This window comes from Rhizobium sp. P1_E1 (genome assembly GCF_056406015.1).
Genome location: NZ_JBFUAY010000060.1, coordinates 1 through 14515 on the forward strand (window position 1 = coordinate 1; position 14515 = coordinate 14515).

At 61.5% G+C, this 14515-nt stretch carries 14 protein-coding genes; 9 read left to right on the forward strand and 5 right to left on the reverse strand.

Features of this window, described 5'->3' with window-relative positions; translation table 11 throughout:
• Positions 1–89: 89 nt before the first annotated feature.
• Entirely contained in the window at positions 90–593 is a 504-nt protein-coding gene (locus tag AC1D1Z_RS19985; RefSeq protein ID WP_018445919.1) for a pyridoxamine 5'-phosphate oxidase family protein, read from the reverse strand.
• A 141-nt stretch (positions 594–734) separates the two neighbouring features.
• Between AC1D1Z_RS19985 and AC1D1Z_RS19990 the strand changes: the two genes are divergently transcribed.
• Positions 735–1481: a YebC/PmpR family DNA-binding transcriptional regulator gene (locus tag AC1D1Z_RS19990; RefSeq protein WP_018243446.1), complete on the forward strand. Its 747-nt coding sequence runs from the start codon at positions 735–737 to the stop codon at positions 1479–1481.
• A gap of 165 nt (positions 1482–1646) precedes the next feature.
• Here AC1D1Z_RS19990 and AC1D1Z_RS19995 read toward each other — a convergent pair whose 3' ends face one another.
• Complete coding sequence (locus tag AC1D1Z_RS19995) at positions 1647–2648, reverse strand: LLM class flavin-dependent oxidoreductase (protein WP_130653003.1); 1002 nt, start codon at positions 2646–2648, stop codon at positions 1647–1649.
• A gap of 125 nt (positions 2649–2773) precedes the next feature.
• Positions 2774–5089 carry a methyl-accepting chemotaxis protein gene (locus tag AC1D1Z_RS20000; protein ID WP_130653004.1) on the reverse strand — a complete coding sequence of 772 codons (2316 nt, stop codon included), beginning with the start codon at positions 5087–5089 and terminating at the stop codon, positions 2774–2776.
• Between the two features lie 244 nt (positions 5090–5333).
• Between AC1D1Z_RS20000 and ruvC the strand changes: the two genes are divergently transcribed.
• The 8 genes from ruvC (at position 5334) to AC1D1Z_RS20040 (ending at position 10327) form a co-directional block, all read left to right on the forward strand.
• The gene (ruvC, locus tag AC1D1Z_RS20005) at positions 5334–5843 is read left to right on the forward strand and encodes a crossover junction endodeoxyribonuclease RuvC (RefSeq protein WP_018243449.1); all 510 of its coding nucleotides are present in this window, start codon (positions 5334–5336) and stop codon (positions 5841–5843) included.
• A 41-nt stretch (positions 5844–5884) separates the two neighbouring features.
• A complete protein-coding gene (gene ruvA, locus AC1D1Z_RS20010) occupies positions 5885–6499 on the forward strand; it encodes a Holliday junction branch migration protein RuvA (RefSeq protein WP_018243450.1) in 615 nt (204 codons plus the stop codon).
• Positions 6500–6553: 54 nt separating this feature from the next.
• Entirely contained in the window at positions 6554–6814 is a 261-nt protein-coding gene (locus tag AC1D1Z_RS20015; protein WP_018445922.1) for an AbrB/MazE/SpoVT family DNA-binding domain-containing protein, read from the forward strand.
• Complete coding sequence (locus tag AC1D1Z_RS20020; RefSeq protein WP_017968120.1) at positions 6811–7209, forward strand: PIN domain-containing protein; 399 nt, start codon at positions 6811–6813, stop codon at positions 7207–7209. The genes AC1D1Z_RS20015 and AC1D1Z_RS20020 overlap by 4 nt, the downstream gene beginning before the upstream one ends.
• Positions 7206–8246, forward strand: a complete 1041-nt coding sequence (gene ruvB / locus AC1D1Z_RS20025) for a Holliday junction branch migration DNA helicase RuvB (RefSeq protein ID WP_028733494.1) — start codon at positions 7206–7208, stop codon at positions 8244–8246. The genes AC1D1Z_RS20020 and ruvB overlap by 4 nt, the downstream gene beginning before the upstream one ends.
• Positions 8247–9197 (forward strand): metallophosphoesterase, encoded by a 951-nt coding sequence (locus AC1D1Z_RS20030; protein WP_130653005.1) that lies wholly within the window; start codon positions 8247–8249, stop codon positions 9195–9197.
• Positions 9157–9669 carry an NUDIX hydrolase gene (locus AC1D1Z_RS20035; RefSeq protein ID WP_130653006.1) on the forward strand — a complete coding sequence of 171 codons (513 nt, stop codon included), beginning with the start codon at positions 9157–9159 and terminating at the stop codon, positions 9667–9669. Before AC1D1Z_RS20030 ends, AC1D1Z_RS20035 begins: the two co-directional genes overlap by 41 nt.
• A gap of 94 nt (positions 9670–9763) precedes the next feature.
• Positions 9764–10327, forward strand: coding sequence for a DinB family protein (locus tag AC1D1Z_RS20040; protein WP_130653007.1), 564 nt, complete (start codon positions 9764–9766; stop codon positions 10325–10327).
• Positions 10328–10377: 50 nt separating this feature from the next.
• Here AC1D1Z_RS20040 and AC1D1Z_RS20045 read toward each other — a convergent pair whose 3' ends face one another.
• Both AC1D1Z_RS20045 and mprF read right to left on the reverse strand, forming a co-directional pair.
• Entirely contained in the window at positions 10378–11760 is a 1383-nt protein-coding gene (locus AC1D1Z_RS20045) for a virulence factor family protein (RefSeq protein ID WP_018445927.1), read from the reverse strand.
• Entirely contained in the window at positions 11757–14360 is a 2604-nt protein-coding gene (gene mprF / locus AC1D1Z_RS20050) for a bifunctional lysylphosphatidylglycerol flippase/synthetase MprF (protein ID WP_130653008.1), read from the reverse strand. Before mprF ends, AC1D1Z_RS20045 begins: the two co-directional genes overlap by 4 nt.
• Between the last annotated feature and the right edge of the window lie 155 nt (positions 14361–14515).

Consider the following 14515-nt stretch of genomic DNA (forward strand, 5'->3'; position numbering starts at 1 on the left):
CGCAAAGGACGCTGTAGCACTTTGAATTGCTGCATAATTTTATCCTTAAATCGATTCCGATTTAAGGAATTATGCAGGGGCACTGCGCGTCAAGCGAACTGCAGGTGACGCTTGATTCCGACATCCGGCATCTTGTCATCGTCGAGATTGGCCTTGGCGATCTCCCAGCCGAATTTCAGCTTGTTGCCTGTGGAAACCCAGATCTCCGCATCGTCGACATGGAGGGACAGCATGGTGAGCTTGGGGTCCTTCTTGCCGCCGTCATACCAGGCTGCGACGATCGAGCTCCAATATTCCTCGATCTTGGAAGGGTCAGGATGCACCTCAATCACACCGGCGAGGCAGGCGTGATAGTCGTGATCCTTACCGACGACACAGAAATGCGCGCGGCTGCCGGGCTTGATGGCGCGCACGATGTCGGCATCGGTCTTGGTGTAGAACCAGATGGTGTTGGTGGTGGGATCGGCATGCGGCGCCATCGGCTGCATGTGCATATCCAGTCCGGAAATTCCGAGCATGCCGGCATGGACATCGTTGACCTGATCCCAGAGCTGACGTGCTGGATGTTCCTGCGCCTCGCTGAGACTTGCCATGGCCGTTCCTTTCCGTTGGATGGAGTTCGATTGAAACGCCATCCCCCCGCCTTTGTTCCGAACTGCTTTTTCCTTGAACGGGTGCCGTTTCGCTCTTATAAGGCGGCCCATTCCGAACAATGAGACGTGGACAGGGGTGCCATGGCTGGCCATTCACAGTTTAAAAACATCATGCACCGCAAAGGCCGTCAGGATGCCGTGCGGTCGAAAATGTTCTCCAAGCTTGCGCGCGAAATCACCGTTGCCGCCAAGGCCGGCCTGCCCGACCCGACGATGAACGCCCGCCTTCGCCTGGCGATCCAGAACGCCAAGGCGCAGTCCATGCCGAAGGACAATATCGACCGCGCCATCAAGAAGGCAGCCGGCGCCGACGGCGAAAATTATGACGAAGTCCGCTATGAGGGCTACGGCCCCGGTGGCACGGCGATCATCGTCGAGGCTCTGACCGACAACCGCAACCGCACCGCCTCCAACGTCCGCTCGAGCTTCACCAAGGCCGGCGGCGCTCTCGGCGAAACCGGTTCCGTTTCCTTCTCCTTCGACCATGTCGGCGAAATCACCTACAAGCTTTCCGTCGGCGATGCCGACAAGGTGATGGAAGCCGCAATCGAAGCTGGCGCCGACGACGTCGAGACCGACGAAGACGGCCACTACATTACCTGCGGCTTCGAAGCCCTCGGCGAAGTGGCGAAAGCGCTGGAATCGAGCCTCGGCGAAGCCGAAACCGTCAAGGCCGTCTGGCGCGCCCAGAACAACGTGCCGGTGGACGAGGAAAAAGCCCAGTCACTGATGAAGCTCATCGACAGCCTGGAAGACGATGACGACGTGCAGAACGTCTATTCCAACTTCGAAGTCTCGGAAGAAGTGCTGGCGAAGCTCTCGGCCTGATCTCCTCAGGCAGATGTCAAATATAAAAACCCGGCTGCAACGCCGGGTTTTTTCTTACCGGAAAGGTGGCGCCGTCAGAGTGCGCCTTGCGTAGATCCTAGAGCATGATGCCGAAAAGTGTGGGCGGTTTTCGGACAGGCCGACCCAGCCTAAAATCATCCTGTTCTAAGCGGCGGCTCGCATAAAGCTCCCCAGACCTGCGAATAGTTCCACCGATGTCAGCCGTGCCTCAATGTCGTGGATCGGCATCGAGATGATCACCTCGTCGGCCTGCGTTTCCCGCAGAAACTCAGTCAGTTTCGCCTCCGCCGTCTTCGGCGAGCCTACCACGGCATAACGCAGCGTGTGTTCGACATTCATCTTCTCCATCGGCGACCAGAAATCCCCCATATCGGCCACCGGACGTGGGAACGGGCCGCGGACATTGCGGCGCAGATTGACGAACTGCTGCTGGGCGGAGGTGAAATGGTAGCGCGCCTCCTCGTCCGTCGCTGCCACCGCGCCCATGACGCCGACCATCACATGCGGCTTGTCGAGCGTCGCCGAGGGCTGGAAGCGGTCACGGTAGATCGCGATCGCATCGAGCAGCATGTCGGGGGCGAAATGCGAGGCAAAGGCATAGGGAAGCCCGAGCATGGCCGCGAGCTGGGCGCTGTAGAGACTGGAGCCGAGCAGCCAGATCGGGATACGTGAACCATTGCCGGGAACTGCGAGGATCGCCTGGTTCTCGACCGGCGTATCGAGGAGTTGCTGCAGCTCCACCACGTCGTTCGGGAAGCTGTTTGCACCGGCCTCGAGGTTGCGCCGCAGCGCCTGTGCCGTGCGCATGTCGGTTCCCGGCGCGCGCCCGAGGCCGAGATCGATACGGCCGGGGAAGAGTGCCTCCAGCGTACCGAACTGCTCGGCGATGACGAGCGGCGAGTGATTGGGCAGCATGATGCCGCCGGAGCCGATGCGGATGCGCTTTGTCGCGGCCCCGACATGGCCGATGACGACTGATGTGGCAGCGCTGGCGATCCCCGGCATGCCGTGATGTTCAGCAAGCCAGAAGCGCTTGTAACCGAACTCCTCGGCCTTCACAGCCATTCGCGCCGAGGCCTTGAGGGACTGGTGCACGGTGCTGCCTTCGGCAACGGGGGAAAGGTCGAGTATGGAGAAGGGAACCATGGGAAACCTGCCGGGCAGTTGGACGATGCCGTCTATGTAGGTTCGCGCCGGCGCCATTCCAAACCATGGACGCAACAAAAAAGGCCGCGCGAGCGCGACCCTTATGCAATGTGGAAAGGTGTGGCTTACCGCTGACGGCGCAGCACATGCACCTCGGCGCTCTGCTTGTGATGGCTATGCGGTAGCGTGAAATTGTCGAGCTGGCGGTCCATTTCCAGGGCTTCCGTCGCCAGCCGGTGGATCGCCGCCGTCGTCTCCTCGACCATCGAGGCGTTCTGTTGCGTCATCGTGTCGAGTTCTGCGACGGCGCTATTGATCTCACGCAGTGTATTGGCCTCCTCGCGGGTCGCACCCATGATCTCGTTGATCTGCCCATTGATCGCCTCGACATGGGCGCCGATGCCCGTCAGCGCAACGCCCGCTTTTTCCACAAGCGTAACGCCGCTTTCGACCTCATGCGTCGATTTCTGCAGCAGGCTGGAGATCTCCTTGGCCGCACTCGATGAGCGCTGGGCCAGCTCGCGCACTTCCATGGCGACGACGGCGAAACCCTTGCCGGATTCACCGGCGCGCGCTGCCTCAACACCGGCATTGAGGGCCAGGAGGTTGGTCTGGAAGGCGATGTCGTCAATGACTGAGATGATCGTGTTGATCTGGCGCGAGGAGGCCTGGATTGCCTCCATCGCCGCGATCGTCTCGCGCATGATCTGGCCGGAACCCGTCGTCTCCTTCTTGGCGTCGCGGGCGATGCGCTCGGCCTGTTCGGCTCGCTCGATCTGCCGGCGGACCGACTGGGTGATGGCGCTGATCGCATTTGCCGTCTCGGTGATCGAGCCGGCCTGGCGCTCGGTGCGCCCGGCAAGCTCGTCGGCGCCGGTGCGCATCTCCTCGGAGCCGGCGCGCACCGCCATGGAGTTGCCGCCGATTGCCGTCATGGTTTCGCTGAGCGTCGCCAGCGCCTCGTTGAAATTGACCCGCAGGCTTTCGAGCTCGTTCGGGAAGCGCGTATCGATCTGGTAGGCGAGATCGCCGTTCGCCAGATGATGCAGGCCCTCGTCAATCGCCTCGACCACCTGCTGCAGCGTCTTGGCCTCGGCCTCACGCTCGGCCAGATTCTGCTGGCGGTCGTGCTCGGCCTGCAGGCGGGTCTCTTCGCTGGCAGCTTCGAGCTCGCGGCTTTCGATCAGCGAGTGGCGGAAGCGGTCGAGCGCGTTGGCCATCGTGCCGATCTCGTCCTTGCGGTTCAGGCTGCCGATCTCGCTGTCGAGCTTGCCGTCGGCGACATCGCGGGTGACGCCGGCAAGCCGCGCAAGCGGCGAAAACAGGAAATTGGTGACGAGCCCGGTCGCGATCGCCATGACGACGAGCACGCCGACGCCAATCATCGTCAGCAGGGTGGCGATCTCGATCGAGCCGGCATTGAGCTCGCTCAGAAGCACGCTCTCGGCCACGAGGAAACGGTCGCCGCGATAGTCGATACCGCGGACATAGGCGCGGGCCGCGCCGTCCGCCCGGCTGAAATCGGCAACCGTCATCGCCGAACTGGCAAGCGCGCTCTTGATGAAGGTGAAGGGCGTCGTATCGAGCGTCGCAAGCTTGCCGCTCGCGTCGAGGCCGACGGCGGAGCCATCGCCGGAGACGATCGCCGCCCGCGCCGTGCTGTCCTGGACGATGCCCTTGGCGAGGATGCCGGTGACGATCTCGTCGCGCACCTTGAAGAGAATGACGCCCTTGGCCGCTCCAAGCTTGACGATCGGCACGGCATAAAAGATCGCCGACTTGCCGCTGCCGGCATCGACACGAAGGCCGGAAAAGCCTGTCGGCGCTGCATCATCGGTCGCCTTGGCGGTATTCTCGATCGCCTTGGCGAATGCGATGCCGGCGCCGGTCCTCTTCCAGGCATCCGACTTCAGGTTCTCGGCGAAGTCGTCTTCCTTCTTATAGGAATAGAGAACGGTGCCCTCGAGATCGACAATCAGCAGATCGCTGAAGGCGGTATCCTCGAGGTCGCGGGCGACTTCGCCCTGCGTCTTCTCGTGGCTCGAATAATAAAAGCCGCTCGGCCCTTCCGGCTTGATGAGCTTCTCGCGCTGGTCGGCGGGGTTGGGGTTGCCTGCTATGAAAACCTTCTTCAGTTCGGCGCGGGCATCGCCCGCGGTCTTCTCGATGGTCTTCCAGCCGCTCTTCAGATTGGTGATCGACATCTGCAGCGCCTCGATGCGCGCGATGGAATTTGCTTGGTTTTCAAGCTGCGTCAGCTGGTCCTGCAGCATGTCGCCGCGAAAAATCAGCACACTTTCCTTGGCCTTCAGCGCCTGCTCGTCGGAAATGCGGCTGCTGGCGAAATAGGCAAGCACATCGATGACCGCGATGGACAGCACGGTCATCAGAATGAACGTGACGATGACCTTGAAGGACAGGGACTGAAATCTCTGAGCCATGTACAACGAACCCCTTCTGAACGCGCCTGCCAGCGCGGGCACGCAGCGCATGCCTGATCTACTGACCTGTAAACAGAACATCGGAGGCTTAACTCTTTGCCAAAAGAAGCCCCTCTCGTATTCGATGACTAGAATTCAGGCATCTGTTTTAATTCGCGGTAAATGGCAGGGCCGAAATTCAGGAACGTTTTTGTTTTGTTCACATATCGATGGCACTTATTTCGCAATCGCTATAGGTTGAACCATGCAAAATACGATTCGCATCGTCGGCATCGATCCCGGGCTTCGTCGCACCGGCTGGGGAGTGATCGACACATCAGGCAATTCCCTGCGGTTTGTGGCATCTGGAACCGTGACCTCTGATGGAGACATGGACCTTGCCTCCCGTCTCTGCCAGCTGCACGACGGCCTGGCGGAGATGGTCCACAGCTATAAGCCGGATGAAGCCGCCGTCGAACAGACCTTCGTCAACAAGGATGCGGTGGCAACCCTGAAGCTTGGCCAGGCCCGTGGCATCGCCATGCTGGTGCCGGCACGTGCCGGGCTGCCGGTCTCCGAATATGCCCCGAACGCCGTCAAGAAGGCCGTCATCGGTGTCGGCCATGGCGAAAAGCACCAGATCCATATGATGTTGAAGATCCTGATGCCGAAAGTCGAATTCAAGGGCGACGACGCCGCCGACGCCTTGGCGATCGCCATCTGCCATGCGCACAATCGCGGCAGCAACCGGATGCGCCAGGCACTGGCCGGTTAATCTATACTTGACTTGTTCCCATCTGCTGAGAGACCCGACCCATGATCGGCAAGCTGAAAGGCACCATAGACGAGATCGGCGAAGACTATGTGCTCGTCGATGTGCACGGCGTCTGCTACGTCGCCCATTGCTCGGCCCGCACCCTGTCCAAGCTCGGCTCGGCCGGCGAGGCCTGCGTGCTGTTTATCGAAACCTATGTGCGTGAGGACCAGCTGAGGCTCTTCGGCTTCATGACCGCGCTGGAGCGGGAATGGTTCAACCTGCTCCAGAGCGTCCAGGGCGTCGGTGCCAAGGTGGCGCTCGCCGTGCTCTCGACGTTGACGCCAGGCGAACTCGCCAATGCGATCGCCCTGCAGGACCGCGCCGCCGTCTCGCGTGCGCCGGGCGTCGGTCCGAAAGTGGCGATGCGTCTTGTCACCGAGCTCAAGAACCGGGCGCCGGCCTTTGCCGGCGAAGCGATCAATATCGCTCTCAAGCAGGAACTCGGTGAAGGCGTCGCGGCAGCACCCGTCGCCGATGCGGTGTCCGCACTGACCAACCTCGGCTATTCCCGCGACCAGGCCGCGAATGCGGTTGCCGCGGCAATGAAGGCGGCGGGCGATGGCGCCGACAGCGCCAAACTGATCAGGCTGGGATTGAAAGAGCTGGCGCGGTGATTTCCTTGAATATATCGCTATTCCTTACTAAACTTGAATGGTAAGGAGATCCGCATGAATATCTACTACGGTACGATGACATCGAAGGGCCAGACAACAATTCCGGCTGAAGTTCGTGAATTGCTGAATCTGAAGTCCGGCGACAGGATCCGCTACATCAATCGCGATGGCGAAATCATCATGAAAGCCAAGAACAAACGCGCCATCGACCTTGCAGGCAAGTTTCACGATCCGAACCGACCGACGATCACTTTGACGGAAATGGACGAGGCGATTGGGGAAGCCATCGCCGATCACGCGACTAGTGCAAGATGATTGGCCTCGACACCAATATTATGCTGCGCTTCCTCCTGAAGGACGATGTCGTCCAGACGGAGAAGGTCACAACGCTCTTCGCGAGCCTGTCCGATACGGCACCCGGCTATATCAGTTGCATCACGCTGATGGAATGCGCCTGGTTCTTGAGACAACGGATCAAGCTGAAGAGAGAACAGATCATGGAGGCGATTTCGGACTTGTTGGACTCGGCCGACCTGATCCTTGAAGATGAAAGAGTAGTCGAGGAGACGCTCGCAATCATGGTGCGGACAAATGCAGAATTTGCAGATGTCTTCATCGCCCTTCGTAATCGTGATGCGGGCTGCGTGACAACCAGGACATTCGATGCCCAAGCCGCAAAAACCATACCTGGAATGGAACTTTTGACATGAGCGACTCCGCCCGCCTGATATCGCCGGAAAAGCGGGGCGAAGACCTTGATATCACGTTGCGCCCGCAATCGCTAGACGAGTTCACCGGCCAGGCGGAAGCGCGCGCCAATCTCAAGGTCTTCATCGAGGCGGCGAAAAACCGCGGCGAAGCGCTGGACCATGTGCTCTTCGTCGGTCCGCCAGGCCTCGGCAAGACGACGCTGGCGCAGATCATGGCCAAAGAGCTCGGCGTCAACTTCCGCTCGACGTCGGGCCCGGTGATCGCCAAGGCCGGCGATCTCGCTGCCCTGCTCACCAATCTCGAGGAGCGCGACGTGCTCTTCATCGACGAGATCCATCGCCTCAACCCCGCCGTCGAGGAAATCCTCTATCCGGCCATGGAGGATTTCCAGCTCGACCTCATCATCGGGGAAGGCCCTGCGGCTCGCTCGGTGAAGATCGACTTGTCGAAATTCACGCTGGTGGCGGCCACCACCCGCCTTGGCCTGTTGACGACGCCGCTGCGCGACCGCTTTGGCATTCCGGTGCGCCTGAGCTTCTACACCGTCGAGGAGCTGGAACTGATCGTGCGCCGAGGCGCGCGGCTGATGAACCTGCCGATCACCGAGGAGGGCGCCCGCGAGATCGCAAGACGCGCCCGTGGCACCCCGCGCATCGCCGGCCGGCTGTTGCGGCGTGTGCGCGACTTTGCCGAGGTGGCAAGGGCAGAGGCCGTCACCCGCGAGATCGCCGACGAGGCGCTGACCCGCCTGCTGGTCGACAATGTCGGCTTCGACCAGCTCGACAAACGTTACCTCAACATGATCGCTGTCAATTTCGGCGGCGGCCCGGTCGGCATCGAAACCATTGCCGCCGGCCTTTCCGAGCCGCGCGACGCGATCGAGGACATCATCGAGCCCTACATGATCCAGCAGGGTTTCATTCAACGCACGCCACGCGGCCGTGTTCTGACCGCAATCGCGTGGAAACATCTGGGAATGCAACCACCTAAGGATATGGAGGCTGCGCAGTTCCGGCTGTTCCAGGAGGACAATTGAGTGATCACCCGCCGCGGATTTTTCAAGGTTCTCGGCGGCAGTCTCGCAGGCGTCGTGTCGCTCGGTGGTTATGCCTTCGCTTATGAACCGCTCGCGCGTCTCGCCATCACCCACTACCAGCTGACGCCGCCGGGATGGACGCCAGGGCTCAAGCTGCGCGTCGTCGCGCTCGCCGATCTCCATGCCTGTGAACCCTGGATGTCGGCAAGCCGCATTGCCGCGATCTGCCACAAGGCGAATGAACTCGAAGGCGACGTTACCGTCCTGCTTGGCGATTACGCTGCGGGTATGAACATGGTGACGCAGTACGTGCATTCGAGACAATGGTCGAAGGCGCTCGCCACCTTGCAGGCCCCTCTCGGCGTCCATGCGATCATGGGCAACCACGATTGGTGGGAGGACAGGACCGCCCAGAAGAACGGCGGGATGGAAACATTCGGACACCGAGCCCTCGCCGACGTGGGCATCCCGGTCTATGGCAACCGCGCCGTACGGCTCGAAAAGGATGGCCGCGGGTTTTGGCTCGCAGGCCTCGAAGATCAGCTGGCGCTGCTGCCGGGCCGGAAGTGGGGCCGCACGCAGATGCTCGGCCTCGACGATCTGGAGGGAACGATGGCTCAGGTGACGGACGATGCGCCGGTCATCCTGCTTGCCCATGAACCCGATATCTTTCCGCGCGTGCCCGAGCGCGTCTCGCTGACGCTATCGGGCCACACCCATGGCGGACAGATCCGTCTCCTCGGCCGTTCACCGATCGTGCCCTCGCGATACGGCAATCGCTACGCCTATGGCCATATGATCGAGGAGGGGCGTAATATCATCGTTTCCGGTGGCCTCGGCTGCTCGATTGCACCGGTCCGCTTCGGCGTGCCGCCGGAAATTGTCGTGATCGATCTTGGAAAAGAATGGCATGACCAAGCGCACTCTCATCCGCCTGAATGCGGGCGCTGAGCGTTTCAACTATCGCATCGCCGGCCTCGGCTTTCGCGATGGCCACGTGCTCGTCCATCGCGCCGTGCATGAACCCTTCTGGACCTTTCCAGGCGGCAGGGCGGAAATCGGCGAGACGTCGGAGGAAACGCTCAAACGAGAGATGGTGGAGGAACTGGGCGTCGAAGTCACTATCTTCCGCCTGCTGTGGATCGTCGAGAATTTTTTCCACTACGAACAGCGCGACTGGCATGAACTCGGCCTGTATTATCTGATGGACATCCCGGCGGAATTCCCCTTCCGGCCGGGCGAAATCATCCATCGGATCGAGGACGGCGACAACTATCTCGAATTCAAATGGGTGCCAGCAACGCGTAGTGCCCTGACCACACTCGACATCCCGCCCTATTTCATCGCCGATGAAATCGAGAGCCTGCCCATTGCGCCACGTCATCTCGTCTGGCGGGACGGCGATCTCGATGACAAGAACTGATGCAAGCAATTCAAGGTGTTACAGCGTCTTTTGCGCGCCTCAAAAGGCGCGCGGCGGCGCTGTAGCCAAAAGCGCTTAAAGAGGAGATGCGCCGATGCCGACCTTCGATCCTGTCAGGCCATTTCGAAAACTTGCCTACAACAACGCCCTTGCCAACCGCCGGCTGCTTCAGGCCTGCGCGACATTGAAGCCCGGCGAATTCGAAGCGCCGCGCACCAGCTTCTTCCCCTCGATCAAGGAAACCTTGAACCACATCATCACGGTCGATTGGTTCTATGTCGACGGCCTGGAAGGCGGAACGCTCGGGCTCAAGGCCTTCGAGGCCGACGAACCATTCGATGACGTTTCCTCGCTGGCAGAAGCACAGGCGAAGGTCGATCAGCGCCTGGTGGCACTTTGCGAGGCCCTGACGCCGCAGAGGCTCACCTCGACCATCAGCCTCCATCGCGGCGCCCGCATCCAAGAAGAGCGGATGGAAGACGTGATCGGCCACCTCTTCCAGCATCAGACCCATCATCGCGGCCAGGTGCATGCGATGCTCTCCGGCACCAGCGTCGCTCCGCCGCAACTCGACGAAATCATCGTTGCCGACGATGCGCGGTTTCGTGGCACGGAACTCACCGCGCTCGGCTGGAACGAAGAAACGCTGATGCGCTGATTTCAAAGTGTTAAAGCGTCCTTAGCGCGTCCTATCGGACGCGCTGCGCTTTAGTCCTGCAGTCGTCTCTTCAGGCCGTCGATGATCGTCTTCGTGAGAAGGTCGTAATTCTCGTCGAAGTGATGATCGCCGGGCAGTTCGATGACCTCGGCGCCGCTATCTTTCAGCGCCGGACAGGCGACATCATCATCGTCGTCCTTGCCGTAGATGCATTGCACGAGCTTCGGATCGATGTTCTTCAGATCGCCGACGGGATCGCCTCCCGCGCCTTCCGTCTTCTGGCCGAGCCAGCCGAGAACGGAGATGACGTAGTCGACTTCGTGCGAAAGCGACAGCAGCGACAATTGCGCCACCGCCGACTTTTCGGCTGGCTTGAGGAGCTGGTAGGTGGCGGGCACGACATCGGCACCGAAGGAATAACCGACGAGCAGCACATGCTTCACCTTCCACTGCTTGCGGTAGAAATCGATGATCTTCGAAAGATCGGCGGCGGTCTCCTCCGGCTTGCGCTCCGACCAGAAATAGTGGAGCGAATCGACGCCAACGACCGGAATACCTTCCTTCTGCAGCGTGCCGCCGACCTCCTTGTCGATGTCGCGCCAGCCGCCGTCGCCAGAATAGATCACCGCCATCGTATCGAAGGCCGGCGTTGCCTCGAGCACAGCCAGCGGCAGGCCAAGCGGGTTGCCGAAGGCGCCGGAGGCAGTGACGAGATCGTCGAGCGTATCGGCAAACGCCGTCTGCGCATCGTCGGTGGAGTCGCGGATCTCGATCGCGTCATGGACCTTCTTCAGCGCCTCGGCATGCGCCCGGCCATCCTTGTTGGCATCAGGCGTGAAGACGGTAATGATCGGGTCCGGCAGGACGCCGTCGCTGAGGCCATATACGGTGCGTTCGCCGACCACTTGCTTGGACGCCGGCGTGCAAAGCGCCTGGGCAAGCGGAATGCCGGCGACCGGATTAACGGCAAGTGTCTGGCCGATCGTCGCATCCGGCGTTTGCGCGGCGATCGCCAGCGCCAAGGCCCCGCCCTCGCCGATGCCGGCGACGATTGGCAGGTGATAGGCGTTGTTGCCGGTCGCGCGCTGCACCTGCTGGCTGAGCGATTCGATGTCCGACACCATGTAGACACAGCCGTCGTTGAGGCTGACGTCGTACCGGCTGAGCGCCTGGATATAGGATGGAAAGTCGACGCCGATGACGACGGCGCCTTCGGCGACCAACCTGTCGGCTTCGGCCTTCTCATAGTCGCCCCAGCCGGCGGCATCCGAGATCAGCATCACCGTGCCCTTCACCTCCCCTTCCGGCAGGAAGATGTGCGGCGACGGGATGAGCCCGGTTTCGAAGCTTTGCGTGGTTTCCTCGGCGGCATCAGCCGGTGCGGCCGCGAGCATGCAGGCGCATGCCGTGGCAAGAAGGATTGTCCTGATCATTTTCTCACTACCCCTTTCAATCCGCCCCCAATCAGAAATGTCGCGTCCATCAACGCGATCATCGGATTGCCCCCTCCGGAGACCGCAAGATAGCGCGGTTGCCAGTGCGGATGAAACTTGGATTTGAATGCCCGAAGGCCTTTGAAGTTATAGAAGCGCTCGCCGTGTTCGAAGACGGTGCTGCCGATGCGGTCCCAGACGGGCGCCGCCTCGCGTTTCGACATGCCGGAGAGCGGCGCCATGCCGAGATTGAAGTGGGTAAAACCCTGCCCTCGCAGATATTCCATGATCTGCACGAAGAGAAAATCCATCGAGCCTTTCGGCGCGTCCGGCGAGAAGCGCATGAGATCGATCGTGCCCTCCTGTCTGGATTCGGTCACGAGGATATTGGCGAAGGCGACGATCCTGCCGTCCTTTTTCAGGATGCCGACCGGCTGCGAGGAGACATAATCGGAATCGAAGGCGCCGAGCGAGAAGCCCTTTTCCTTGGCATTGTGAAGCTCGAGCCAGGCCGTCGAAACGGCGGCTAGTTCATCGATGACGGAAGACACGTCCTGCGGTTCGACGACGGCGAATTGCAGCCCGTCGCGCTGGGCGCGGCTTGCCGTCTGGCGAAGGTTTGCCCATTTGCCGCCCTTCATCTCGAAGGTCCTCAGATCGGCCACCGCCAGTTCGCCGAGCTTGAAGGCGCGAAGGCCGGCATCGGCGCAATGGGACAGCAACGCGGGCGATATCTGGTAGAACACGGCCCGGCAGCCAGCGGCACGCGCCGCTTCGACGAAACGCCAGACGAGTTCCTGCACGGCGCGATGGTCGCCGACCGGATCGAACAGCGCGATCCAGGAGCGGCCCTGCCGGCCATACATGATGAAGGCTTCGCCGTTTTCCGAAAACATGATGCTCTTGTCGCCCATGCGCACCAGATTGGCATCGGCGTTGCCCTGCTTCATGACGATCTCGACGGCACGCACCAGCGCCTCGTCCGTCGCCTGCTCCGGCCGGAAGCTCGCCGGCCGGAGCAGGCTGAAGACGGCGATCGCCGACGAGATGATGGTGATGCCGAGTACGGCGCGCAGCCCGCGCGGCGCTTCGGCCGTAAATTCGAACTGCCACCAGAGCTGGTTGCTGTATTCGACGTCGCGATAGACGAAGAGCAGGATGACGACGGCGCCGACGACGATCACGGCGATCGCCATCAACCAGGACGCAGTCAGCGCCTGGTTGAGCAGCGAGGCCTGGCGGGTAAAGAGCCGGCGGCTGACGAAGAGCCCGAAGATGAGGAAGGCGAGAAAAGCGGCTTCGACGAGCGCGATCGCCTTCAGCAGCGACAAAGTCAACGCAGCAAGCGCCGAGAACACGGCCACCCACCAGGCGCCGTCGAGCCGCTGGCCGAGGCCGCGCGCGGCGACGACGAGCGCCAGCCCCAGCAGGCTGGAGAGGAAATGTGCCCCTTCGACCATCGGCAGCGGCAGATAGTTGGAGAGGAATTCGAGGTTCTGGTCCGGCGTCGGCGTGACGCTCGAAAACACCAGCATGACGCCGAGCAGCAGCGCGAGAGCCGACAGCAGCTGCGGCATCAGTCGCCCGCCGATACGTCGCATGCTGGAGGCGGCCGGATGGTCGACGAAACGACGCAGCTCCGCCGCCGAGACCGCGAGCACGGCGATCAACAGCGGCAGCACATGGTAGACCAGCCTGTAGAGCACCAGCGATCCGAGCACGGCATCGATGTTCACCGCGCTGCCGAGCGAGGCGATGATCACGGTCTCGAACACGCCGAGCCCGGCCGGAACATGGCTGAGCACGCCGAGACCGACGGCGATCGCATAGACGGCGAGGAAGACCGGCCAGCCGATTGCCGTCTGGGGCAGCAGCACGTAGAGCACCGACGCCGAGGCGGCGATATCGAAGGCGGTGACGAGGAACTGGCGCGACCAGGTACGCGAATCCGGCAAGCGGATTGCGACGGGGCCGAGATCGAGCACACGCCCGTCACGGCCGATAATCATCACCGCGCCCAGAATGGCGACGATCGAACCGGCGATCAGCCGCAGAAGGAAGGGGCTCACGCCGACGAGCGGGCCGATTTCGTCGGCGATGACGATGAGGGCGATCGCCGCGACGCCCGCAAGACCCAGTCCGAAGGACAGCGTGACGAAGGCGATGATTCGGCCGATATCCTCCGGCGAGAGGCCGAGGCGCGTATAGGCGCGGTAGCGGATCGCGCCGCCCGAAAGCGCGCCGAAACCGGCAGTATTGCCGACGGCATAGGCGCTGAACGCCGTCAGCGCCACATGCGGAAAGGGCAGCTTCTTGCCGATGTACTCGATGGCGTTGAGATCGTAGAAGATCAGCGAGAGGAAACTGAGCGCCGTGAAGAACAGCGCAAGCAGGATCGCGCTCGGCCTGGTCGCCGCCAGCGCACCGACGACGTCGTCATAACGCACCTCGTTGGTAAGCTGCATGATCGCGTAACCGACGAGGCAGAAGACCACCAGTGACGCGGCTGCCATCAGCGGCGTTCTGTAACGCCTGAAAAGCCCGCGAAAAGAAAACCCGTCCGTTTCTTCCATCTCTTCCAAATTGCCGTGCCCCGACATCTCGTACCCTGCTGCAACTTCCAGCTTGGCGGGAATCATTTCGAAAGACGTAACATGAGAGGCATATAAGCTCTATGAAGCCATGCCGCTGCTACCCCAGCCCCGCCGCCTGCGCCTCCATCATCCTCAATTGGGGCGAATTTGCGCAGCCGGGC